Below are 26,012 nucleotides of genomic sequence, written 5' to 3'. Positions count from 1 at the left end.
GTCGACTCCTTGTTCGACGGAGCACTACTTTGAAGCCTTTTTTAAAGACTTATTTATGATTCCTATGCAAATATTTCATCTATATACGCAATCTTTTTGCGTAGATAAATTTATTCCTTATTTTTCATTAAAATTTCATACATGGCTTTAAATAAAAATGCACTTATACGCTATAAGACCATTGATAAATGTCTACAAAACAATTATAGGCAATGGACATTAGATGACTTAATTGAAGCCTGTTCCGACACATTATATGAATATGAAGGAAGAGAAGTAAATGTTAGCAAGCGAACTGTTCAGTTAGATATTCAAATGATGCGTAGTGATAAGTTAGGTTATAATGCACCTATTGTTGTATATAATAAAAAGTATTATAAATATGAAGATGAGGACTATTCGATAACGGACATACCTCTTAATGAAAATGATATGAATGTCCTTTCTGAAACTGTTGAGATGCTTAAACAATTTAAAGATTTCTCTTTATTTTCTGAATTAGGAGGTATTATTCAACGATTAGAAGATAAAGTATACACAGAGAAAACACATCAATCTGCCGTGATTCATTTAGATAAGAATGAAAAACTAAAAGGTTTAGAACATCTAGATGTCTTGTACCAAGCAATCATCAAGAAAATGGTTTTGAAAATAAAATACCAATCTTTTAAAGCAAGAGAGGCATCCGAAATTGTTTTTCATCCTTACATTTTAAAAGAATTTAATAATCGCTGGTTTTTGATTGGAAGACCGGGGGTAGAAGCAAAAAAACCAATAATTACTTTTGCTTTAGATAGAATTGTCGACATAGATTATGATACTGCAATTGCTTATAAGAATAATAACTTTAATGGCGATGAGTATTATAACGATGTGATTGGAGTAACTGTTTCAAATACAAGAGCAGAACGGATTCAGTTTTGGATTGATAAAAAAAATGCGCCGTATGTAATTACCAAGCCTTTTCATCGTTCCCAAAGAATAATTAAGAAAACTGACGATGGTGTTATTTTTAATATTTTTGTTCAGATTAATTTTGAATTAGAACGCCTTATTTTAGGATTTGGAGATTCGATTGAGGTTATCAAGCCTCAAAAGCTCAGAAACCGAATGAAGCAAAAGTTGGAAAAAGCAGTAGGGTTTTATAAAGATTTAGCTTAAAATTTAATTCAATCGTACATAAATCGTACAATTATTAAAAATAAAAATCCGTAATCATTTTAAAATTAATGAATTACGGATTTTACCTGTACTCAAGGTGGAACTAGTTGAAATTTGAAATTATGTGGGTTTATTGGTGTTTTCAAAGAGTGAAAAAATCACTGACACCGAATTAGCCTCTTTTTATGAAAATTTTAACATTTAAATCGAAGTTATAGTCAATTTGAGTTGAATTGAATCAAATTTAATTTGATTTTTAAAAGAAGTCTGTTTTTGTCAAGGAAACTTCTATCCATGACTGTCCATAATAATGAAAGACCAATTTAATATACTTTATTTTGAATTAATTTTAAAAGTACTTGTTTTCATTATTTAGTTAATAATTAAAAAATAATTGGTAGAATTCGCTCTTTGTGTTCATTATATATAAATGTTCATTGTCACTGAACACACTAAAATAATGAACACCTAATTTAAATCGGAAATAACGACCATGTTTTCAATTTTATAGCGTTTATAAGGCTTTCAAAAGGTACTGTTTTTAGTGGTCACCGAATTGGTCTCGATTTAACAAACTTTAACGTTTAGGTTTTCATTTGGATGTCAAATTATATCAAAATGAAACAAATTTATTATGTGATTCGCGATTCGCGAATTGCGAATCGATTGAACTTTGATATAAGAATATACATATGTCGATAAAATTAGAATATGTAGATTGATTGACTCTATTGAAATAATGGATATAAAAGCGAAAGATGTAGAATTTGACCATACTTTGTTTAGAAAGTTTATGATGAAATCTACATAGAATTTTAATTCAATAGTAATCAATTATTTAGATGTTAGTCAAAGAACTATTGTTCTTGAAGCATATAATACTTTTTATAATAATTAATAAAGATTTCATACATGCTCACTTTGACCGCTCTATTAAATTATATAAAGAAATAAGTAATTATAAGCATAATTGCCAATAATATTAAACTGTAAATACCGAAGATAAATAATTTATTTGCTTTTATTAAAATTGAACCTTTTTCATTGTTTAAACCTCTGTTTGTTCTTATACAATAATCTAAATCCGATATATATTCTTTCTTAAAGTCTTCAATTTTTTTAAATTCTTTTTTCAGAGAGTCTTCAGAACAATCAGCATATTGGAATTTATGTATTTTAAATATACCACTTGCTATGTATATTGATATACCTATTAAAATAATTGTGAGAATAAAGATTAATCCTAAAGATGTTTTTATATATACATGAACGCAATTAAGTTTATCATAAAAGAGAGGAATAATAAAAGCTATAATGGAAATTATTAACCCCGATTGGTTAATCAATTGAGTTACCTTATTTTCGATAATAACCAATCGTTTATCTTCATTTTCAAAAATTCTTAAAAGATAATTTATGTGGTCATCAAACAACTCTTTATTTAGCTTCGTTTGCCTTTTTTTTTCTTTATCTGACATATTACTTTATTAGATAGTTGATTATTTCATCTGATATTTTAAGACCGGTATCATTTTCTATCCATACCCATTGTCCGTTTGGGTTAATTTCTAAAAAGATGTAGTCTGATTCTGTTTTAATCAAGTCAATAGCTCCAAACTTTAAATTCATTTCACCTACAATCTTTTTGCACTTTTCGCTAATCTCGTTTGGTAAATCATATTTAGTGAATTTCATTCTATCCTTTCTCCAATCAAGTTTAGTTATATTACTTGATTGAGAGTCTATTTTAGCAGTAAATACTTTACCGTTTACTATCGTGACTCTTAACTCATATTTTTTAATGATTTCCTCTTGAAAAACCATAGGAAATGAAACAAAATCCGTATTATTTAGTATATGTTCCTTTTTTACTTTATTGGTGAATACAAGTTTGGGCTTTCCTTCATCATAATATCTGCCTCCAAATAACGGTTTTATTATTATTTGACCGTTAGATTCTCTATAAAAGAATTCTATCTCTTTTTTATCCGTAGAAACAATTGTTTTAGGAGTAGTAAAACCTATTTTTTTTGCAAGTTTTAATTGATATAATTTATTTTCTGCATTATAAATATCTTTTGGGTGACTGATCCAATTCTCTATTTTGAGAGAAGCCCACAAATTATTTAGAAAAGCTCTAAAATCCTTAGTGAAAAAGCTCTTTTCATTATCATTTGCAAATGGAAAATTAGGAGGTTTAGTTCTTCTAAACCAAATAGATTTAAAATTGACAAAATCATCAATAGAAATTTTTACATTTTCTTCATTCGATACAAATGATATATTATGCTTAATTCCGATATCATCTGTATTTAGCCTGTGATAAGGTATTTCTCTCTGATTTAAGATGTTAATGACATAGTCAGCGGTATAATCTTCCTTATGCGTAATTATTAATATCATATATCAATCTTGATCAGTACTCTCCACTTCAACTCTTGTCGTTGTCATTGTGATTAATGACATTTGTGATTGAGAATGATCATTATCGGAATCAGTGTTTTCTTGATTTACAAAAGTATGTGTCTGTGTACCCGCCAGCATGAAGTTGTTGTCATCACTATCTGGTGTTTCGTTATAAACTTTTGTAGATGTCCCAGTTGCTCTATTGTCTAAAACAGAAATGGCAGGTTTGTTATTTGATTTAAGAATGTTAAGGTTTAATTCATAACTATATTTAACTTCTGGTAAGTCGTCTATATTAATGGGTAATTCACCATATTCAAACAATAGATATTTCATAATAAAAGGGATTGTAGTAAATTAAATTAAATATAGGGTTTAATTATTATAAACACAATCTGTTGGTGATTGTTTGAGTTTCATTTAAAAGAAAATTATGGTCTGTCAAAGTTGGTGACTAAATCATTATTTTCGTACAATATAAATAAATTCAAAATTTAAATGAAAACTAAATTCTCTTGTAAGATAGTTGGCCAAGAGATTGATAAATTAGTAAAGTTTGGGAACAGTATCGGATGAAATAAAAGAAGTGATTGATGATTCTATTAAACGTTTAAAAGATTTTGGTAATGATAAGGATGTAAAGGAAATTGGAGATAGGGGAGCTCTATCGAATTATTTTTCTTTGGTTACTGAAAATATAAGGGAGAATAATAAAAAATTATCCCGAAACTCGTTTTGGATGATATTAAGCATATTATTATACTTGTTAATTTTCATTAAAAGTGAAGCTATAACTGAGATTAAGTTGTTGTTCACAACAGTAACAGACCATAATTTTCTTTTAAATGTAATTCCGGTTTTTTTCTCTTTCTTATATTTTAAGAATATTGCTTTGTGGAATCATAATATGAATCTACATCAAGTTTTTGATAAGTTAAGTAGTGAATTATATGGTTTAGGATATAAAACAGACTCAACGCATATTATTAAGCCATTTTCCATGATTCAACATATTTCATATTATCAACTTTCCAATAAGAAGGTTAAATCATTTATTAAGGCACCCACAACGTTAGTATTAATAATTTTTTCTATCTTTCCAATCATATTTATCTTTTTTTCGATATATCAAATAGCCATAAATAATGAGTCGAAAGTTATCCCAATTATATGTGTAGTTTTAATCATTATCAATGTTTATTCAGCGGTTGTTCAATTATTTAATCCTTATAAAAATAATTAAATGTGGTAAACCAAAAGAGGTAAGAATATTTAGATTTTACCGATTATCGACTTTTCAAAGTTTTTCCATTTCATATTTGATTCAGTTTGGTACGGTGTATTAGATCGACTCACTTCAAAATTGAATACTAGTTCAAGACTGTTCTTATCCAGAATTTTCTTAAGAAGTGATTTCTTTATTTTCAAACTAAAGCCCTTTGAACTTGGTTTATAGCGTCTTCTTCCAGAAGTATATGCCTTCTGCCATTCTAAAGCTTGTAGGTCATCATTTGGATTAGTATTCTGTAATAAATCTAGCAAATTGACTTTGTCAAAATTGAAAAATTTTAATATTTCAATTGATAACATGGCTTTTGAAATATCTTTTTCACCCCGAAAATCATTTCTTGAAACTTCTAGAATTGGTATTATTCCTTTGACAGGGAAAGTCGAAGCTTTATTTTCTGAACTAGGCAATTCAAATGAATATTTGTTACTAGAACTAATAAAAGGGCTATAGTGTAATTCTTCTAAATTTACTTTAGCATCTTTTTTCTTTAGAAATGTATATACCTCAAAATAGCTTGAAAATTTTGTTTCTCTGTATCCATCAGTTGATCTTTGACTTCCTGATTCGAATAAAGTAACAAATTCATGCTCTCTATTGACATAATTATCAGTAATATCACCGAAGTCCTTAAAGTTCATAAAATCATCGGCAGATGAATTTGGCAACCAATTGATAACTTCTGGTCGAACGACTGGCTTATACAAAAGAAATGAGGGGTCAAATAATCTGAATTTTGACTTTAGTTCTTGTAAAAAATTAATTTCAAATTCATTCCTCTTAATTTTATGATATACAATTTCATTCAAACTGTTTTTTACTTCTTCATAATATTCTGAATGAATTTCAATGGTGTCAAAATTTGTATTGATATTATAATTTCTATGAACAACTCCCTCATTTTCTACGTCATAATCTCCAAGACCTTTATCCCGTTTTAAATTAGTATAGAGCTCGTCAGTTATAGAAATAGCTCCTGCTTCATTCGAGTTTATCAAACTAAGTATATCAGCCTGAAATTTCGAATGTAAAAAATGTCTACCTTTTTCAACTATTTTAAATTCTGGGAGAGTAATTATTGAGCTAGGCATATTTAAATTTTTTACAACCTGTCTTTCTTGTGAATTTAAAAAGCTACTATTACTCTTTAAAAGCTCATTAAAAAGCGTTCTTGATAATTCACAAATATTGTAATGCCTGATTTTAGTTAACTCCCATAATTTATTTTTGTATTTGTAGAGCTCTTCAGGTTTGTAATTGGCGAGCGCGATTAAAACGATTAAAAGATGTTCAATCTTGTTTAAACTCAAATCACTAAATTCTTTTTTAAAAATATCTTCAATAAATTTAGTGTTTGAACAAAGCAAATCGAATAAAGCTTGAAGTACTAATTCCCTTATTTTTATCACAGGGTAATCAAAGAGGCTTACAAGGTATTCTATAGTTATTTCTGTTAGTGTTTCCTTAGAATCATATTTTTCAATAAAATCATAGTCTACATTTTTTTCTGTTAGACCTTTAGCTAATTCTCGATTATATTGTAAGTTGGACTTATAATATGATTTTGCAACTTCTTGATCTTCGAAATATGGAGCATATTCTATAAGCTTTTCAACAGAGCTTATTATATCATAATAATACCTGCCTTTTTGAGAAATAAAACTTTTAAGAAGGTATTGCTTCCCAAATACTGCATCGGCTTCAATACACGTTTTAATAACATTAAATCCTAATGTTTCAGTTTTAAATCGATGAGAAAACAAAAGATTATCATACTCTTTGTTGGCAATATCATCCAGCATTTGTTTTGCTTTATCAGGATTAATCTTTACCAGTCTATTTGCTAATAAAAGTATGGCTTTAGAATAATTATCTTCTTTTACCCATTTATCTATAAATAATTCTAAAGTATCTAATTTATGTATAGATGCTTTTGTTATTATTTCACTGATGTCATCATCTGATAATATTGAGGAGATAATATATTCACTACTCTCGTTGATACTACTTTTGATTTCATCAATTATCTTATTGGAATCTAAGTTCTCACTGATATACTTATTAATTTTAAGGCTTGGGTTATCTTTGGCTAACTTGGAACAAAGCGTTTTAAAATTAGTCTTAATTTCATCAAAACTAATGTGTATATCAGTATTTGTATTTACTATGTTATCTCTAAATTCTAAATAGCATCTAGTAATTTTAAAATGACTTATTCTTTTCTTATCTAGAGTTTTGAGCGATTTATATAGTTCGTCAAAACTATTCTGAAATGAATAGAACTGATTCCTTATACCAATCCTTCTTCTATTTTGTATTCGAGTAAGTTTAAGTTCTTCTAATTTTTTATCAAAATCGTCATAATTTGTGTTGAACAATTGAAGCAAATTTTCTTTACTGGGTTTTGTGAATGGCAGTAGAAATTTACCTTGAGTATTTTTTGCGGAATTTTTTTTCTTGTCTTTTTTGAAACTTAATTTTGGTAAAAAATAATCATCTGGAACAATATTATTGTTTTTTAGAATGGTGTAAAACTCATCGAACTTCTCTGAATTCTCAAGTTCAATTAACACATTGAATTTCACCTCTTCCATTATAGATCCAATAAACTCAGTATTTCCAATAGATATTGTTCTACTTAATAGTTCAGCTAGTAAATCTAAAAAGTAACCTCCACCAGTACCTCCGACATCCCATTTGGGAATTGTTTTTATAACAGCTAATAGCTGTAATACGTCATCTTTAGAGGCTTTATTAATTAGCGGTTTTAAAAATATTGATAGAGCTTCTCCTCTTCCTATGTTGTTCTCTTCTATTTCTAGAAGCTTAAATGCTAATCCAGGATAGTGTTTTCCCGTAAAACTAATTAATCCAGATTTACAAATATGATTCATTCTAGCATTCCCAGCATAGGCTAATTGAGATTGAACTGTAAAAACATCCTTCAATCGAGCTAATGTATTGGGATTATCAACTTGATGAACAGCTTCTAAGGAAGAAGTGATATAGCTGGCTTGGTAATCCTTACGATAACCAACACCACAAGCAATATCAATAAGTTCGTTATAAATTCTAACAAAATCTTCTTTAAAGCCATAAAGGGCATAGCTTTCGGCTACCTCTCCAAGGTGTTCAAGGAGAGAGGAAGTGTCTTCATCTAATCTTATTAGTTGCTCAGAATATTCTATAATATTATGTATCTCATTTTTAAATAATGAGGAACTCTTTTCGAATAAACTCTTTGCAAAGCCTAACCCCACCTTATGTTGTCTGTAACCTCCATCACCTTGTTCTAATTGCAACCAGAATTTAATAAAATGTTTTAAACTATTCTCATTAAGCTCCTTGGTTGCTATCTCAAAAAGCTTATTAGTAAGGTTGTGTATACTCCTTGCAATAAAGTGGCTGTCATTATCATTATCAAGTAATCCATAGCTTCTCTTTCTTAAGTGTTTAGGATGTTTAATGTAAAGACTTTCCAATGAATCTTTTACATATTCTAGTTTTGTAGATTCTTTTAAATTTGTTGTTTTTAAGGCATTCCAAAATTCAGAAAGTTTAATTATGGAACTGTAAATGCTTAATGCAGGATTATAAAGTAGTGATACTCGTAAATTTATACGATTAACAAGTTCTGGTTCAAAAATCCAAATTGATTGTAGTAAGTCAAAAAAGCTAACAATATTATCTTTTATCTTGAAATTCATTCGACCTTCATCTATAACCTTATCTTCAATGTTTGGAATTTTAATTTTAGGTGATGGGATTACAGCCTTTATTTGATCATAGGTTAAAACAGAAGATAATTGAGTGATAAGTCCCAATAATTCTTTATTTCGGACATACTCAAAATTTACTTCTTTTAGAATTTGTAAAGATGTTTCTAACTCATTGTTAAGAAAAAATTTGACAAGTGCTATTTTAATCACTTGATTTAATTTCTTTCCTTTATGATTAGTTTTATCTAGTAATAAAAGCTTCTCATATTGGTTGTGATACAATAAATAATCAATTAATTTTTCTTTAATCTTATCATTAATTTTACGGTTTCTTTTTTTAGAAAAATCTGTTTTCTTATAATCATTTCTATGATTTTCATTTTGCTTCCAAGCAATTTTATCTACCCTGTTAAAAACCTTAATCGGTTTTTTTTGAATTAAAATATCTGCTTTAAAACTTTGAACTAAAGAATCATAACTACTGTCGATTGTTTTCTTACCAAATCCTTGAATTAGAATATTATTGGGTAATAGTTTCTTAAATTTTAAATGGTAAAGATCTAAATAATGAAAGAAGTATTCTTTAGAACCAGACAGAAAATCTCCATCCCAAATAGCTCTTAAACTACTATTTGTTTTATCTGCTTTTAGGAATAATATTGGAAAATCAATATTGGAGTTATCAAAATTCCACTCAATATTCAAGATTTGAGCTTTTAAAAATGAGATTCTAATAAATTCAGATAAGTTTAAAAGTTCAATGGCTGCATTATGAGCAATTTCAATATTCTGTTTAATCTCTGATACAGGTCTGAGATTCTGCCAAGCTCTTTTTATCCAATTAACGTTTACTACATCAAGTATTTTATTGAAGCTGTCATCATCGAATAAGTGAGTTATATAGTTTCTATAAGCTTCATCGGTATTGGGATTTTGCTCATAATAATTTATGAGAGCTGGGTTAAATGCCTTTTTTAAGTCTCCTGTTTTATGGAGAACAAATTCTCTGAAGCTATTGTGAAAAATACTGTAATTACCTAAATCATTGCATCTGAGTAAATGTGAAAAATCTTTTATTACTTCTCTAACCTTTATAATATCAGTAGAAATACCAATAGACTTTAAGATTTCATTGATAAGTTGAATGCTAGTATGCTCCTTTCTATAGGCTAAAAATGTTAAAACCCAAGCTGCGAACTCATTAAATTCAACATTTCCATATAGATATTCGTGATATGTATCAATTTCACCATTGGTTAGCTTTGGTAAATTTTTGAGTAATTCTTTATATTTATGTTTATCAACTTTTAATAATAATTCTGAAATATAGTGCAGATACAGTGGGATTCCAGAAGATACTTTTTCGATGGTCTCCAATATTTCTGAATGGTTAATACCTTTATTAGATAAATATTCCCCAATATTATCTTGGGTAAACCCTTCTGCAATTATATGTCTTCTTTTGTCAGTATTAATTTGACTTAAAACGTCTTTTGAAAGTACAGCCTTATATTGAGTACTTACAATTATAAATACATTTTCAGGTAAATTACCTTTAATTTGATTTAATAAGGAATTCTCTTTAAAACCTAAGTCTCTGTGAACGTGATCAAGACCATCAATAATGAAAATCACATTTTGATTAAGTTTTGATAGTTCATCAATATATACGAGTAATTTGCTCTCATAGTCCTCTGAATATTTATTGGGAAGATCAATCTCAGGAAAATTGTTTTCTATCCCAATACACATTGATTTTAAGAAGTAATTGGATTTGTGCCTTAGTTCACCAAAATTATTTTTTGAGTCAGGAATGAAGCAATAATAGGTAAAGACTATGTCGTCGTTTTGTAATTGAAATTTTGTTAAAGCTGTAGATTTTCCAATTCCTGGAAGGCCTTCAATAAGAATATAACCTCCTTTAAGATTAGTAATTGAATCTTGAATATCATTTAAAAGCTTCTTGTTAGCAACATAATGTAGTTCGTCAACAGTTTTAAAATAATGAGATAACTTATCTTCAAATCTATCTACTAACCCCAAGGTATTTAGGAGTTTTTCTTTTGTAATTGTTTCCCCTGAAATACTCCAATCCACTACAGAAATCAATAGTTTATCTACAAGTTTTTCTTCAATACCTAGTAAATTGAATTTTACTTTGATAGCATTTTTTACTATATGTAAAGGGTCACTTTTTAATTGGAAGTCAAGTGATTTAAGAAAATGATTGAATTCGATTTCACTTAATCTACATTCATTTTGTATTTCTTCTAATGTAGGTAAGTATTCTTTTAGTACTTCAATATTTTTATACTTTTGATCTGACTTTTGTATTACTACAAGAACATTTTGTATAAAATCTTTTAGCCCAAATTTAATATTCTTACTTGGTCTTGTTGCATTGCTTATGCCTTTCGTCGAATATAAAACTATAGTGAAATCTTTTTCGTTACCCTTGACACTTTTGTATCCATCTGCTAGCTGACGAAATATCGAGTTTTTATCTTCAGTCTTGCTTAGTAAACTGTATAAAGTGTAAGTGTTATTGTCGTCTCCAGACCATTTTACCTGAATGAATTCAGTCGTATGCAATCTATTTATTATGACATCATCAATATGATTGCCTCTTTCATAATTTTCAAGCTGGATATATTGTATATCTGACTCAAAAAAAAGGCTTTCAATTATCTTTAGGGCAGCAATATTGTTTTGGTAATAAAACCCTGCTTGCGGAGCAGAACCACTCATATTTTAAATTATTATAGATTACTTTAAATAAAACAACCTATTTATAGCTGCTTTATGATTTGTTAATTGTTTGAAATGCGTTTTGATTTTATTCTAAGCTATCCATCAATCCAGAATGAAACGCTTCAAGTATTTGCACGGCATATTCTAAATCCCAATTTTTATTTTTAACCCAATCTTTAGCAATTGCTGAGTTTTCAGCATCATCTACATTATCATTTATGGTCTTTAGAATTCGTTCTTTTATGGCATCAGAAACGTTTAAGAATTTACTAGAATGTCGCCCTAAAACTCTTGCTGCTATTTTTAGTTGGTCAAAAATTGCTGCTTCTGTAAATGTGTCGTGATGATATTCTAAGATGTCATCATAATTTAAATCGAAGTAATGCTCTATAATTCTTAAAATATCATAAAGGTCATTATCACGCTCTTCGGGTCTATCGCTCCAGGCAATTAATTTTAAAATCACCATTCCTGGAAGAGATGGAATTTGCAAAGACTTTTCTTCTATTTGTACGGTCTCAGTTTCTTGTAGTACTTCACTAAAACCTAAAACGTGCAAGTCTGTGTAACGTTCATTAAACTGTACTGTGAATTTTTCTTCAATTTCTCCAAATGGTAATAGGTCAATTGCAATATTGAATTTGTCATTATATAAAGTCCAAGGCGCTTCTACTTTATTAAATCCATATTTAAGAAGTGCTTCAACCACAGCATCAAATTCTTGTATAGATGATATCATTATTGCAAAATCAATGTCTTTTGTTCCTCTACTTGGTTTAATGCCAGCTTTTAATAGTTCTAAAGCCACTGCACTTGCGCCTATTAAGTAATATGGCACGTTTAGTTTTACCAATACATCATCGATACAGTCAAATACTTCTTTAAAATATGGTATTGCTAATTCTTTATAGGTTTGGTTTGATGCGCTCATTCAAAATTATATTTGCGGTTTCTTTGCTTCTTTTATCATTACCGATTATTAGTTCTGCATAAACTAATTCTTTGGGTGCTATATTCTCGTTAAATTGTCTATTCCAAAAAAGGTCGTATGCCCATATATTTCCTTCATCATCTGGTATTAATCTATAGTTGAGCATCAGATCTTTTACAGTCTCTTTGGTATAGAGAATAAATTTTTCTGGACGTAAATGATTGGTGAGTATGTCTCCTGCAGGTTCACCACCCCAGACTGTTGTATTTTGTTTGAATTGTATTTCTCTCCAATCTTGATTTTCATTCTGAAATCGAAAGCGTTGTTTAAAAATAGTAGGTTTCAATGTTTGTTCAAATTCTGTAATCCACTTATTAAGGAGTTCCTCGTAATCATTTATAACATATTCATTCTTATTTAATTTTAAGATGAAATTTGTTTCTAGCAATCCATTTATAATCAATGGTATATTTCCCAGTGCGACATTAGTGATTTCCGCAATTTCTCTTTGCGTATGATTGATTAGGCGGGGATTTAGTAAAAAATGAAATATCACTTTAAGTCCAGTTTTAGTAAATGCTCTATTACCTTTGTCCTTCTTAGTTTTAAGTGTCCTATTCGTATCTATATATAAGTATAAATCATTTTGATTGATATAGACGTTCCCATTACCCTCTAAGTAATTCACTTCATGCTCACGAAGTTCTTTCTTTACCTTTGGGAATAGTTTTTCGGCAACCAACAGGAAGTTTTGAAATTCATTGTTGTAATGTAGTATATTGAGTAATTGGTGATTTTTTACATCTTTCTTAATCTCAACCATTAATAGTATTTGCCTATTATTTAGGGTTATATTCAATTCCCCATCTATACCAATATCTCTATTATTATGAATAGTTTTCCAGTCCCAAGTAATTGGGATATCTTTTTCTAAATTATGAATTGCATTATTTAAAATATCTAATTCAGTCATGGAGAAAACTTCTTTTGTTCATTATTTTTAAATGTTCATTATTCGTGAACACCAATAAAACGTGAACAAATATATGTATTTTTCTGATTAATCAATGAAATTAGTACCAATTATTTTTCAGAGATTGAAACTCTCTCTTCTAAAGTCAGAAGTGTAGACAATGGTCAAAGTGGACTACTGAAACCGAAATTTTTTGTAACACTTAAAAACTCGATCCAAGCAAAGACCAATTAATTATTAATTTTTCTTGTTTTCTAATTGTTTTAATCTTCTTAATAATTGATTTTCTATGAGCTGAACCAATAAAAAGAAGTGCTTGTTTATATAGGTGTTCTTTGCTGAAATTGTATATGTTATCTAGTATTCTATTTTCACGTTTTTCTACTATCTCTTTTTCTAAAGTGGCAATTCTAAACAAGTTTTCATCATTTATAGATTTCAAAATGCGCTCTTTTAGAATATCTATTTCTTCCAATATTTTATCATTTTGATCACTATTGAGAAAGTCGAACCCAAAGTGGCTTTCCAAATAACTTAGATGATCTATTTTTCCTCTATATTGAAAAGATTCCATACTAGCTTGACTAGATACTTTGTTAAGCATGTTGTAGCATTCTTCCTCATGTGATTTTGGTTGATCATAGGTGTCTACAGGAATATGTTTAATGGAATGACTTTGCAAATATTTCTTGATTGTATTTGTTTCTAGAGTAGTCCGACCCTTTTCTTTGTATATTTCATTAAAAACAGAATATTGAAGCTCTTCAAATATTATTTCAGGACTTATCTTCTCAACAATCTTGAGCAATTCGAATGAATTACAAATTCCGATTTCTTGATGTCTTGTGAAAATTCCAGAAATATTATACATCTTTATATTTATTCTATGTAAATAAAGACCATTGTTTATGTATTTGATATATAGTCATACCCGGAACAAACCTTCCCAAATATGCCAAACTTTCCTGTTAGTAAAGACTTGAGCTATTTTTTATATACATTATTACCCATAGTTTTTATTTTCTTTCTGTAATGTTCTGGGTGTAATGCACTATTGGATTTTGTGAAATTTTGTTGCGTTATCCATTCTAAATTTCTGTTTAATAAGTTAATCATCATTTCAATTCCACCGTAAATAAATTTAAATAATAATGTGTTTTTATCATACTCTCTGAACTGTAATTTACAATGAGCTTTATTAAGTAGATGCTTATCATAGAATGTTGGTATACTTTTAAAATTAGGCATCGTAAACAAGGAATCCATAAAAGGCCAATCAATTCTATTACTATTCATTATGTAATCTCTCAATTCGCTAAAATCATATTTTTCATAAATATCTTTTTGAGATTTGTACAAAGATTCAAGTCCCATTGTTAATAGTAATTTTGAAACAGCAGATTCACTTTTATCAAAAGTTTCAACTGTAAGTGCCATAGCACCTGTTTTTTTGTCAATTAGCTTTACGTTATTTTGGTCAACACTTTTAAAAGTAACAATATTCTTTTTAAATTCTGAATCAGCCTCTACAATTAAATCATTTACTTTCCCTTTAACGGGTTTTCCTTTTTTAGTAGCAATACCAAAAAGACACCTTTCCATTACAAAAATTGAATTTGTAAGAGCTTTACCTTCAAAATGGGAAAAGCTATTATTACATTTATCACACACAGCCCCTTTTTCAAGAGTATAATTTTTGTTCCCGAACGATTCTGGCACAATATGCTCAATAGATTTCGCATTATTAATATTCTCGCAAAAAATGCACTTCATTTCAGTTTTTCAAATTGTTGGCAATGATCTTGAATATGGTTTGTTTTTTATTCAAAACTATTTTTAGATTTAATCCATTCATTGGCTACTCTGATAATAGTGTTTGAAATATTAATTATGTTCTCATAAAAGGCTATTTTTTCTTTTTCATCCAGAACGTTAGACTCTCCAACAACAACTCTAAACATCGCTTCTTTCTTTTTTGGATTTGTCTTTGTTGCTTCAAAGTATTTGTCGCTAAAATGAATAAAATCACATAGATAGTCATATAAATCATTAGCTCCAGGAACATCTTTGTTTAATTGCGTGACCAAGAATTTATCCGTTAACCTTTGATTGTTTATTTTATATTTATTTATCGGTTTGCCTTCGAAGAAATAATCTAAAAAATGATCTACATTATCAACCACTTTGATTGCATTTAATCTTATAGCATTATCAAGTTGTAATCTTACTATAGAAATAGCAGTTAAAGAGTTTTCGTTTTCTAATAAAAGGATGAATGCTTTATTTAAAGAAATGGTTCTATTGATAATAGATAGAATATAAAAGTCCAAATTATAAGCAGAATAATTTCCAGCCTTAATTATGTTTTCTGCTATTTTTAGTAGAAATTTATTTTGCTCTTTTATTTTCTCATAATTGTTCACGATTGTTGCTCAATATTGCTGCTAATATTTATGGACATGAATTGCTGTGTATTTGCGTGCAATGGTTTTCCGAAGGAAAATCAGAAGCTAGCAAACTAACAACACTAAAACTAGCAATTTTTTTATACTGCTTAGCATAAGTAATTTACCAATTTAATAAATATCTCAAAAATGTTTTCTCATTTTCAAACTCTTTGAATGATTTAATACTTTCCATTGTATTGTGTATTACCATTGCATTTTTACCAAAATTATTAATCAAATAGTTTTTGGGGTATATCTCTGAATTTAAAGTTAGAAGGCCATCGTCACAAACAGAAATCCTTGCAAAATAATGCATCAGGTTGTAAAGTCGTGGCAAGCTTTGAGATTCTTTTTCCATATCCTTGATAAAAAGAGAAGTAGTCGTTGGCAAGTCTATTGTCCAATTTTTCTTGTCATACTCTTTTATAAGTCTATGAAGTCCAATTTTTTTCGCGTTATATTCTGTCCACAAATAAAATTCGAAATAATAATTATTATGTTTTGTTTTTCGATTCATTAACATTGGATTTCCATAATTATCTATATAATTATTAAAATCTAGTACATGTGTAAATTCATGAAATATTGTACTAAAATATTGTAATTCATTAAAAGCCGAATTATTAATTGTTATCCTAAATTCTGTTACTTTTTCCTCAAATGATGCAGCAAAATGTCCTCGAGATGTTGAATATCCATTTTTGTCATAATACTCTTTTTCTTCATCGATAGAGTGATTATAAACCGTTTTTCCAAAATCTTTTGGTATAATAATTTTTACTTTTTTCCCTTTAAGTGTTTTGCTAACATCATTTGTAGTTAGTTCTTTTACTAAAGGTTCCACAAGCTCTTTTCGATTAAAATTTGTTTCGTCAATAATCGTTACTTCTAATGGGGATAAAGAAATATTTTTAAAAATTGTAGACAATGTTTTTGATTATTTATGCTAACGTAGTAATATGGATTGTTGAATAACCCTAGTATTCCAAAATGGATGGATAACAATACTTTTTTATTTTACGTTTAATTTATATTATTATCGATTATCAAGTCCATAAGCTAATATACTTACTTTCTTACAAATTGTCGAAAGGATTATTAAAATCTTTATCTAAACTCCTTATGGTTTTTACTCAAAGGGTTAGCTAGATATTAATTTCCTGTCATCAATAGTTTTGACTTCATTCAAGAAATCTTGGCCACAATCCTCACTTTTAACTTTTCATTCCGTCATCCATTTTAGCAATGCTTGACAGGAATGCTTCATTCTCAAGTAAAAAGCGTGGATTGAGTCCGCTTAATAGGCATTCCATTCCTGCATTTATTCCACTTCCTGCTAGTTTAAATTTCACAACCCATTTAATTCAATTCCTAGCCATTACCGTCTAACCTTTTTTTGTCAGCAAAACAACAACATTCATTCTTGGATAACGGCATAAACCAGGCTCATGCTTCGCTCTTTTTTATACGTCTTACCAAGCCTGAATATTGAATCACAATACGCATCAAAAAAAGGTAACGGCTGAAGGCTCTATGGGAAGTAAATCAAATCAACAGGTAATGAAATCATATCAAACCATCCAAAAAGGAAGCAGAATAAAAAATCAAAAAAGGAAAACGCTTCAGGATATAATAAGTAAATCATTAAAAAGGTCTGAAAGGTTCGGGCGATATAGTTAATCTTTAAATTTTTAAATCATGGGTACATTAAGAAACAAAGTACAATTAATTGGGAATGTTGGACAAGAGCCAACCATTGTAAATCTTGAAAGCGGCAAAAAATTAGTCCGTTTGTCATTAGCAACAAATGAAAATTACAAAAATGGCAAAGGTGAAAAGCAAACCGATACCAACTGGCACAATCTTGTGGCATGGGGTAAGACCGCAAACTTCATTGAAAAGTATGTGACCAAAGGTAAGGAAATCGTCATCGAAGGGAAACTAACCAATCGTTCTTTCGAGGACAAAGACCATGTAAAACGTTTTGTAACCGAAGTGATAGTGAATGAAATACTGTTGTTAGGCAGTAAGTAGAAAGTAAAGAGGGCATTAACACCAGTTTTCAATTAGTTTATACCCTCTTCTTTTCATTATTAATCATTAATAGAAAAAGAATGAAAGCACAAGTTAACGAAATACAAATAATGTACAAAGAGAAAATACCTTTGTCAAAATCCCCAGCTATCAAAAGTTCAGCAGATGCAGGAAAACTATTGTTTGAAACATGGGATAAAAACACCATCGAAGTACAGGAATCCTTTAAAGTGTTGTTATTAAATAACTCTAATAAGATTAAAGGTATTTATCAATTATCTACTGGGGGTATTACTGGGACATTAGTAGATCTCCGTATTTTATTTGCGGTTATTTTAAAATCGCTCTCTGTTTCTGTGATTTTATCGCACTGCCATCCGAGTGGGAAATTAATACCCAGTGAAGCAGATAAACAACTCACCGAAAAAATAAAGAATGCAGCTGATTTTTTTGACGTCAAAGTATTAGATCATATCATAGTTGTAGCAAACGGAGACTATTATAGCTTTTCAGATAACGGTATTTTATAATTTAAAAAGCTATAATGATGGTCTATTTGAATTATAACAACCTCGATGCAAGCACCCAAAATCGTTTGCTCCAAGATTCTAAAAGTGATGTAGAGCAAAAATTTGGAGACGACCTAAAATCCTATGCTGAAAAACACCATTTGGATTATAATACGATATTGGAAGAAGAAGCCATAAAAAACTTGTATAGTTACCAATATGTGTTCAATATTTAACAGTAACTTTAAAATAAGCATTAACAAAAGAGCCTTTAAAATTTTAGAGGCTCTTTTTGTTTACTATGTGTTTCAATTTTTGAAATATTTAGTCGTACAGTTTTCTAATCTGACGTCCAAAATTTCAAATTTCCTTAAAATCATATTTGTTGGTTGAAATTGATACCATTTGTGGGCTTTTTTTCTTTTCAATTAGCCTTTGAAACTTTTATATTTATAAGGCTGCCGATAGGGAGTTCAATAATACCTAGTTGTGTTTTTTTACATATGACTTTCGCTAATAACTAGTTATTCAAAAAATAGAAATAGCTGGAATTTTTAGTTCGAAATAAGCAACTGACTTTTTAGTCATGTTGTTGAAAATTTTGTCCCACAAGTGGGACGAAATGAATAGCAAGAGGGCAACGCGCTAGCGCGACGTTGCTTTATTTGATGTTTATGTAAACAACTGAAAAACAGTTGTTTGAATACATTTTATTTTCAACTTGCCAGTTTTGAAAATCGATTTTTGCGGCAAATGCCCTCAAAAGACCCGAAAGCAGGCAGAAATTTGCGGCAAATCAAAGAAAAAGTGACATAATAACATTGAAAACATTTAGTAACATACGGTTCAAAAAGAAAACGGTACAACGTTTTCAAGGGTTCTCCAGACGGTTCTTTAAGACCCATACGGAAGCTTTGGATACCATGTTGGATTTTTTCGTTTACAATGAAATTTCCCCAAAGGAAACTTTGGGACCTAATGCACGCACTCTGGAAGCCAATATCAAAAAACGCATCAATGCTCTGGTTGCCATTATTAAGGATATCGAAAAGCACCAGACCCAGCCCACTACAGCGATGTTGCAATTACTCTTTGAACAGGATACGACAAAAGAAAAAAAGTCTCGTTTGGTAGCGGTCAACCCTAAGGACAAATCTTTTAAAGAAGACTCCTTTGCTACCTCACTGGAAGCCATCGAACTCAAAAAACAAAAAAACATACTCCAAGGAGAACTTAACGACACCAAGAAACAATTAGAGGACATTCTGTTTTCTAAGATTCAGATCATAAAACCCAGTTTTGGCAAGCCCAAGCTCCAGCTTGATATGTCTATTGAAGCTTTTGAAGCCTTAAAAGAAAAAATCAAAAACACATAAATCATGTACATCTCCATTACCAAACAACATTTGGGTAGCACCTTTTCACAAAGCTCAGGTGATTTTGTGAGCTATCTGGAAAAAGAAAATGAGGACAAAGCCCTTGAACTCCAAGAGCACTTTTTTAATCAATACAATGACCGAGTTTCTCCAGAGCAGGTCATCAAGGACATTGACGGTAATACCGCCAAACTCAGAAAGCGAGATCCTAAGTTCTATTCACTCACCATCAACCCGAGTCAAAGGGAGTTGAAACATATCAGGAACGATCCTGAGCGGTTGCGCAAATACGTTCGAGAAACTATGAGAAACTATGCGGATGCCTTTTATAGAGATACCCCTGTATCGGTGGATAGCATAAAATACTATGCCAAAATTGAATACAAACGCCATTATAAAGGCTATGACAAAGCTATCAAGGAGAATCAGCCTTTTAAGGCAAAAATTGTTAAGCTAGAGCATGATTTGGTAAAGATTAGAAATGGAGAGCTAGATGGTAATACCAAAATCGTAGAGCGGCAGATAAGCAAACTCAAAGCACAAGCTCCTCACCAAATAGATGGTAAGATGATTGAACAGGGCATGAAAAAAGAAGGCTTACAGACCCACATCCATATTGTCGTGAGTAGAAAAGATAGCTCAAATAGTTTGAGTTTATCCCCAGGCAGTTCGCATAAAGCTTCCGAAGCAAAATTGAACGGCAATCCCGTAAAACGAGGATTCGATAGGGATACCTTTTTTGAAAATGCGGAGAAAACCTTTGACAGATTATTTAAATATGACCGAAATTTTGTGGAAAGTTATACCGCAAGAAAAATGTACCACAAAAATATCCGCCTGTATTTTGCACACCTAATGAAACTACCCACCAATGAAAGAAGTGTCGCCTTCAAACTATTAGGGAAAGCAGGTGTCAAACTCCCTTTGTTGAATATCCCCACCAATCAGGTGCAATTGGCTATTAAAACCATCAAACAATTCAGAAAGGTCTTGGACAAAGCCAGGGACGCAGGATCTATCGGTATCTAAACAAATTGGAATATATAAATACAAACTATAAAAACATAGAAATCATGAACACCATACTTTTAATATCCGGGATGTACCTCGTTCCCATCTTAGGGATGGGCATCAGCATGCGTTATATACGTTTTGCCTTTGGCATTCACATGCTAATCATACTACTCATAGGCTTTCTGCTCTATCTGACCTATGAGCAGACTTTTTTTTTACAGCTACTAATGTACGGTCTATTACCTATGGTGTTTATTAATATGCTACTATTTGTTCTAATCGATTCTGTAAAAGACCAGCAGAAAACAGAACGGAAATATATCGTTAGGCTCAGGCATAAAAATGGTACTTTAAAACTAAAGAACATTCGCAGAGGAGCATCAGTAATTGGGTCGGCAGGCAGTGGAAAAACGCAATCTGTGGTCTATAACTTTCTAAAGCATTTCCGAAAGTATCAATTTTGTGGCATTATCCATGATTACAAGTATTTTGAGATTACGGAAATGGCATATCCTCTATTTCAAAATGAAAATATCCCCTTTCATATCATCTCATTTGATGAGATCCATGCCAAGGTTAATCCTATTGCACCTCGATATATGGAAGATGAGGAAAGCGTTAATGAAGTGTCAAGGGTCTTACTTGAAAATTTGTTAGAACAAAAGGAATCTATAGCCATGGGGTCTTCGAAATTCTTTAACGATGCAGTGGAAGGTATATTGGGAGGGTTGATATGGAAGCTCAAAACCACCTACCCAAAATATTGTACGTTGCCCCATTTGATCGCTACCTTTCAATATCTAGATGCTGACAGTCTCATTGATTTTCTGGCATCTGATTATACATCAAAAGCCATGGCAAGTGCTTTTATTTCTGGCAGGGATTCCGAACGCCAAACGGCAGCCGTGTTGAGCACACTTGCCAATGCTCTAAAGAAGATTACTACCCAACGTCTGTTTATGATCCTTTCCGCAGATGATGTACCTCTTGACATTAATAATCCCAAAAACCCTTGTGTGGTGTCTGTTGTCAATAACCCTAAATTTGAAACCACTTATTCTCCTGTAATTGCCACTATTATCCATACCATCACTAAACAAATGAGCCTCCGTAACCAAACATCGTCCTTTATACTTATTGAGGAAGCTCCCACGATTAGGCTTTTGAATATGCATCGTATTCCTGCTACACTCCGAAGTTATGATATTGCTACGATCTATGTGATGCAGGATAAGATTCAAAATGATATGATGTATGGGGATAAGGCAAGCAGAGCTATTCTGAGTAATCTGTCCTATCAGTTTTTTGGCAAGGCCAATGACCCAGATACCGCTAAATACTACGAACGCTTTTTTGAGATTGTTAAAAAACCAACTAAGACCATTAGTAAGAGCGATGGTCTAAATTTTGACTCTAGAATCAGTACTGGTGAAAAAGAAGTCAGCAAGATTCGTTCTGATGTGTTTTTTCGTTTAAACCCTGGTGAGTTTATTGCTTTTGCAGATGGCAAGGAACGTAAAGTACAATTTGGAGTACCTAAGATTGAAAGAGCATTACCACCGCCTACCTATAGTTACAACGCCGCTGAAATTCAGGCAAATTTAGAACGGATTCATTATGAGGTTAAGCAGATGTTTCAACTTGAATCCTAATTAAGCTTATTTGTTGTTTTTCTTTTCAAAAGCCATGCTTTGTTCATCATAAAATATATCCGATATTTTATCCAAGCAGTACATTTGACTGTGTAGCAGAATTATGCTAATGTATATATTTAAATGCAAAACCCAACACGAAGAACCACCGCTGTTCTATTCATGTTTTTAAAGGAATGGACAATATGCTCTGTATACCAATCACCCTCTTAAAAATGCTTTATTTGGCAAAAAAGTAAGAAAAAACCAATAAAAACATGGGAACTTAAGATTTTTGATTATATTTACTACATATCATGACGCTTTTTTTTACTTAAAAATCAGACAAGTATTAAACGATAGACTTAATCTAAGAAAAAAGTACTTTATCATTTTATTTCAAACGAAAAAACAAACTAAAAGCTTAAATATAAACAACAATGCCAATGAATAAAAGGTAAAAAAATGAAAACTTTATCAAAAAATACTAAAGTTGCATCCGTATTCATTATCTGTTTAGGACTTACTCTAATTATTAGTGGTTGCAATGATGACGAGACACCGCCTGATTGCGGTTGCAATTCTGAAACTATATATAATATACCCAATGATGATGTACAAGTGCCTGTCGAAGAACAAAAAACAGGTTTATTGTTTTTTAAACATCCTGAAAATATAGATGGTTTTTACGACGACGAACTATATAACAATAGGTTTTGGATTTTTCAAGGAACTGAAGGTTGTCATAATTGTCAGCGTAACTTCATTATTTGCGATGAAAATTTAATTGGTGCAGAATATGATTATTTAAAACAACAAAACATTAACGATTCACTTCAAGTTAAGTTTACTGGCAATGCTAAACGTTTGTGCTTAATTAAAGTAATTCCAGCAGACTATGACTATAAAGAAATAGTCTTAACATCAATCGAACTACAATAAATTCAAACAGTCTACAAATGAAAAATTTATTTACAATTATCTTTTGCTTACTCTTTTTTTCATTACAAGCTCAAGATGATTATTATTACAACGGTAGTGAAAAGATTCAAATCAAAAAATCTGACAATTCTTTTATTTCGTTTAATAAGCCAACTCAAACCATGGCTAAAGGATTTAAAAATGTTAAGACATTTTCTTCAAAAGGATTTACCATTCTTGAGGATAAAGAATCAGAGGTCTCTGCGAAAGATTTCAAAACGCAGAAACAAAATCAGATTAGCCCTGCTTTTTTACTAAATAAAGAAAGCAATTTCAAAATGTTTCCGACTAAGACAATACGTGTCAAACTAAAACCTAATATTAATACAGAGGATATTACAAAGCTTTTTCAAAAGAATGATATTCTAAAAATTGAAAAAAAATATGGTATTTTACGAGTTCATATTGAAGACATCAATAAAATATTAGAAATTGCTAATGAAATTTACGAATCAGGTTTAGCTGAATTTTCAATTCCAGACTTCTATATTCCGATGGAATTAAACCAGATAAACGACCCGCTATTTTCGCAACAATTTCAAATGCATAATACTGGACAATCAATTGACGGAGTATCTGGTGTTAATAATATTGATTGCAATGCATATGAGGCTTGGAATCTAACTTTAGGTAATAATATTACGGTAGCTGTTTTTGACCAAGGATTGGAAAATCATGAAGACTTTGGTAGTCGACTTATAGGGGGGTATACTCCAGCTACTAATGGAAACGGTACGCCTGAAGTAAATAATGCTACTCATGGCATGAACTGTGCAGGTGTTATAGGAGCTTCTGATGATAATTTAGGTTTAAGAGGTGTTGCTCCTAACGTAAACTTATTATCTGTAAATATTTTTGCAAATGGAACAACCAGTGGAGATATAGCAGACGGGATACAATGGGCAATAAACAACGGAGCGGATGTTCTAAGTAATTCGTGGTCATATGCAAATGCACCCTGTAACTTTACAAATGTAGATATAGAAAACGCAATACAAAATGCGATTACTAATGGAAGAAACGGTAATGGAGCGGTGATAGTATTTTCTTCTGGAAATACTGGAGGATGCGTAAATTATCCTGCCAGAAATAGTAATGTTATTTCTGTAGGGGCTGTTGACAATCGAGGAAACTTGTTTAATTATAGTTCTAGAGGACCCGAATTAGACCTCGTTGCTCCTTCAGGAGAAACTAATTATCTAGGAAATATTAGAACTACCGATAGAATGGGAAGTGCGGGTAGGACTTCGGGAAACTATGAAAATAATTTCGGAGGAACCTCAGCTTCATGTCCAGTCGTGTCAGGTGTTGCTGCTCTTGTTCTATCTGTAAATCCAAGTTTAACACAACAGGAAGTAAGAAACATTCTGATAAATACGGCCACCGATATGGGACCAAATGGATTCGAAAATAATTTTGGTTTTGGTAGAGTGAATGCTTTAGCTGCTGTAGAAGAAGCAATTTCAAATGCTTTGCTTTCGGGTAATAACTATATCTGTAATTTTAATTCAACTTTCAGTTTATCACAAGTGCCAAATGGCAGTACAGTAAATTGGTCTGTTTCTTCAAACTTACAAATTATAAGTAGCTCTAATTCAAGCGCAACTGTAAAGGCTATTAATAGTACAGTAAAAGGCAACGGTTTTGTTAGAGCGACCGTTGGAGCGAGAATAATAACTAAAAATGTTTGGGTTGGTAAACCCGAAGCAGTAACTAATCTAAGCCATGTATCTACATTTGGCTGTACCATGGGCGAAATAAATGTTGATTCTGGGGGTGGTGCAAACCAATACGAATGGATTATTTCTGGAGGAACAATAGTAATACCTAGTGTTAACTCTAGCAGCTATACAGGGCAAGGAGTTATTTTTGTAGACCCAATTGATGGTCCATATGGGTTTACAGTAAAGGTTAGAGCAAAAAATATTTGTGGTTCTACTTCTTGGTATACAAAACATATCCCAACCAATTGCAGCTCTGGCGGCGGCGGTGGCGGTGGTGCCACACCCCTTGTTAACTCGATAGTTTTAGATGATAATATTGTTATATTTCCTAACCCCTCTAGTAGTTATGTTTTTGTTAACTTAAATTCATTAACCAATGACAATAAAGAATTTGACTTCCAGATTAGATTATTAGACGTAAATGGCAGAGTCGTTTTTGAAGATAAGACCAATCGAATTTTTGAGCAAATTGATACTAGTGTTTTTAAAAATGGTTTTTATGTTTTAACACTATCAAATGGAAAAGAAGTAGTCACTAAAAAGTTAATTATTAAACATTAGATGTAAATACATTTATTAATAAAAATAGCAGAAAAAAACTAAACTCTGATTTGATTTTTTCGGCTATTTTGGTTTACACTTATTATTACCATCTGAATACTGAGCTGTTAAATCGTTGAAATTGATATTCATGATTGTAGCTAAAATTGAAAAGTGGCTATACAGAGAACAGGAGGTGTATTTCATTGAAGAACAGAATTTTCTTTACGGGGAGGTATTCATAATTATATTAGACCGTCAAGAGACTATTCGGACTTTTGGCGGTTTTGATGGAACTGATAATGATTGCAAAAATTGCGATACATCAGAATTTTTTTGAGACAATTTTGACAGACCCAAGATGAAGGTTTTTTTCGCAGTTAAACCATGTTATAATATGATAGAAAAAATTAAAACTTTTTCTTTTCTGCTTTATCAGGCTAGAAAGATTTTGCCTCTGTGTTACCTCAAAAGTTTTCTCTCCTAATCATAATTCTTAATCATTCTAGTAAGCCTAAAACTTTCTC

At 30.7% G+C, this 26,012-nt stretch carries 20 protein-coding genes; 10 read left to right on the top strand and 10 right to left on the bottom strand.

Annotation, left to right across the window (positions count from 1 at the left end):
- Positions 1 to 141: 141 nt before the first annotated feature.
- Positions 142 to 1,161, top strand: coding sequence for a helix-turn-helix transcriptional regulator (locus VOI54_RS03045; RefSeq protein WP_326281254.1), 1,020 nt, complete (start codon positions 142 to 144; stop codon positions 1,159 to 1,161).
- A 938-nt stretch (positions 1,162 to 2,099) separates the two neighbouring features.
- Here the strand turns inward: VOI54_RS03045 and VOI54_RS03040 are convergent.
- The 3 genes from VOI54_RS03040 to VOI54_RS03030 are packed head-to-tail and all read right to left on the bottom strand — an operon-like array spanning position 2,100 to position 3,903.
- Positions 2,100 to 2,639 carry a hypothetical protein gene (locus VOI54_RS03040; protein WP_326281253.1) on the bottom strand — a complete coding sequence of 180 codons (540 nt, stop codon included), beginning with the start codon at positions 2,637 to 2,639 and terminating at the stop codon, positions 2,100 to 2,102.
- A 1-nt stretch (position 2,640) separates the two neighbouring features.
- Positions 2,641 to 3,564, bottom strand: coding sequence for an MvdC/MvdD family ATP grasp protein (locus VOI54_RS03035; RefSeq protein ID WP_326281252.1), 924 nt, complete (start codon positions 3,562 to 3,564; stop codon positions 2,641 to 2,643).
- A gap of 3 nt (positions 3,565 to 3,567) precedes the next feature.
- Positions 3,568 to 3,903 carry a hypothetical protein gene (locus VOI54_RS03030; protein WP_326281251.1) on the bottom strand — a complete coding sequence of 112 codons (336 nt, stop codon included), beginning with the start codon at positions 3,901 to 3,903 and terminating at the stop codon, positions 3,568 to 3,570.
- Between the two features lie 220 nt (positions 3,904 to 4,123).
- Between VOI54_RS03030 and VOI54_RS03025 the strand changes: the two genes are divergently transcribed.
- Positions 4,124 to 4,810, top strand: coding sequence for a hypothetical protein (locus tag VOI54_RS03025; RefSeq protein ID WP_326281250.1), 687 nt, complete (start codon positions 4,124 to 4,126; stop codon positions 4,808 to 4,810).
- 29 nt (positions 4,811 to 4,839) lie between these two features.
- Here VOI54_RS03025 and VOI54_RS03020 read toward each other — a convergent pair whose 3' ends face one another.
- The 7 genes from VOI54_RS03020 to VOI54_RS02990 all read right to left on the bottom strand — a co-directional run bounded on the left by VOI54_RS03020 (position 4,840) and on the right by VOI54_RS02990 (position 16,604).
- Positions 4,840 to 11,322, bottom strand: coding sequence for an NACHT domain-containing protein (locus tag VOI54_RS03020; RefSeq protein ID WP_326281249.1), 6,483 nt, complete (start codon positions 11,320 to 11,322; stop codon positions 4,840 to 4,842).
- 88 nt (positions 11,323 to 11,410) lie between these two features.
- Positions 11,411 to 12,256, bottom strand: a complete 846-nt coding sequence (locus tag VOI54_RS03015; protein ID WP_326281248.1) for a nucleotidyl transferase AbiEii/AbiGii toxin family protein — start codon at positions 12,254 to 12,256, stop codon at positions 11,411 to 11,413.
- The gene (locus VOI54_RS03010; protein ID WP_326281247.1) at positions 12,231 to 13,229 is read right to left on the bottom strand and encodes a type IV toxin-antitoxin system AbiEi family antitoxin; all 999 of its coding nucleotides are present in this window, start codon (positions 13,227 to 13,229) and stop codon (positions 12,231 to 12,233) included. The genes VOI54_RS03015 and VOI54_RS03010 overlap by 26 nt, the downstream gene beginning before the upstream one ends.
- Before the next feature lie 202 nt (positions 13,230 to 13,431).
- Entirely contained in the window at positions 13,432 to 14,100 is a 669-nt protein-coding gene (locus VOI54_RS03005) for a hypothetical protein (protein WP_326281246.1), read from the bottom strand.
- A 113-nt stretch (positions 14,101 to 14,213) separates the two neighbouring features.
- Positions 14,214 to 15,002, bottom strand: a complete 789-nt coding sequence (locus VOI54_RS03000) for an HNH endonuclease (RefSeq protein WP_326281245.1) — start codon at positions 15,000 to 15,002, stop codon at positions 14,214 to 14,216.
- Between the two features lie 47 nt (positions 15,003 to 15,049).
- The gene (locus VOI54_RS02995; RefSeq protein WP_326281244.1) at positions 15,050 to 15,652 is read right to left on the bottom strand and encodes a hypothetical protein; all 603 of its coding nucleotides are present in this window, start codon (positions 15,650 to 15,652) and stop codon (positions 15,050 to 15,052) included.
- Between the two features lie 145 nt (positions 15,653 to 15,797).
- Positions 15,798 to 16,604, bottom strand: coding sequence for a hypothetical protein (locus tag VOI54_RS02990; protein ID WP_326281243.1), 807 nt, complete (start codon positions 16,602 to 16,604; stop codon positions 15,798 to 15,800).
- Between the two features lie 770 nt (positions 16,605 to 17,374).
- Here VOI54_RS02990 and VOI54_RS02985 point away from each other — a divergent pair.
- The 8 genes from VOI54_RS02985 (at position 17,375) to VOI54_RS02950 (ending at position 25,506) form a co-directional block, all read left to right on the top strand.
- Positions 17,375 to 17,710 carry a single-stranded DNA-binding protein gene (locus VOI54_RS02985; protein WP_326281242.1) on the top strand — a complete coding sequence of 112 codons (336 nt, stop codon included), beginning with the start codon at positions 17,375 to 17,377 and terminating at the stop codon, positions 17,708 to 17,710.
- A gap of 80 nt (positions 17,711 to 17,790) precedes the next feature.
- Positions 17,791 to 18,240: a JAB domain-containing protein gene (locus VOI54_RS02980; protein WP_326281241.1), complete on the top strand. Its 450-nt coding sequence runs from the start codon at positions 17,791 to 17,793 to the stop codon at positions 18,238 to 18,240.
- Between the two features lie 17 nt (positions 18,241 to 18,257).
- Positions 18,258 to 18,455, top strand: a complete 198-nt coding sequence (locus VOI54_RS02975; RefSeq protein ID WP_326283129.1) for a hypothetical protein — start codon at positions 18,258 to 18,260, stop codon at positions 18,453 to 18,455.
- Between the two features lie 585 nt (positions 18,456 to 19,040).
- Positions 19,041 to 19,595: a BfmA/BtgA family mobilization protein gene (locus VOI54_RS02970; RefSeq protein ID WP_326281240.1), complete on the top strand. Its 555-nt coding sequence runs from the start codon at positions 19,041 to 19,043 to the stop codon at positions 19,593 to 19,595.
- Between the two features lie 3 nt (positions 19,596 to 19,598).
- Positions 19,599 to 20,624: a MobB family relaxase gene (gene mobB / locus VOI54_RS02965; protein ID WP_326281239.1), complete on the top strand. Its 1,026-nt coding sequence runs from the start codon at positions 19,599 to 19,601 to the stop codon at positions 20,622 to 20,624.
- Positions 20,625 to 20,668: 44 nt separating this feature from the next.
- Positions 20,669 to 22,261 carry a type IV secretory system conjugative DNA transfer family protein gene (locus VOI54_RS02960; RefSeq protein WP_442809353.1) on the top strand — a complete coding sequence of 531 codons (1,593 nt, stop codon included), beginning with the start codon at positions 20,669 to 20,671 and terminating at the stop codon, positions 22,259 to 22,261.
- 444 nt (positions 22,262 to 22,705) lie between these two features.
- Entirely contained in the window at positions 22,706 to 23,182 is a 477-nt protein-coding gene (locus VOI54_RS02955; protein WP_326281238.1) for a hypothetical protein, read from the top strand.
- Positions 23,183 to 23,199: 17 nt separating this feature from the next.
- Positions 23,200 to 25,506 carry a S8 family serine peptidase gene (locus VOI54_RS02950; RefSeq protein WP_326281237.1) on the top strand — a complete coding sequence of 769 codons (2,307 nt, stop codon included), beginning with the start codon at positions 23,200 to 23,202 and terminating at the stop codon, positions 25,504 to 25,506.
- Positions 25,507 to 26,012 lie beyond the last annotated feature (506 nt).

Source organism: Alterotamlana spongicola, assembly GCF_035818475.1.
In the GTDB taxonomy this organism is placed as follows: Bacteria; Bacteroidota; Bacteroidia; order Flavobacteriales; family Flavobacteriaceae; genus Cognatitamlana.
This window is presented reverse-complemented; position numbering and strand designations above follow the sequence as displayed.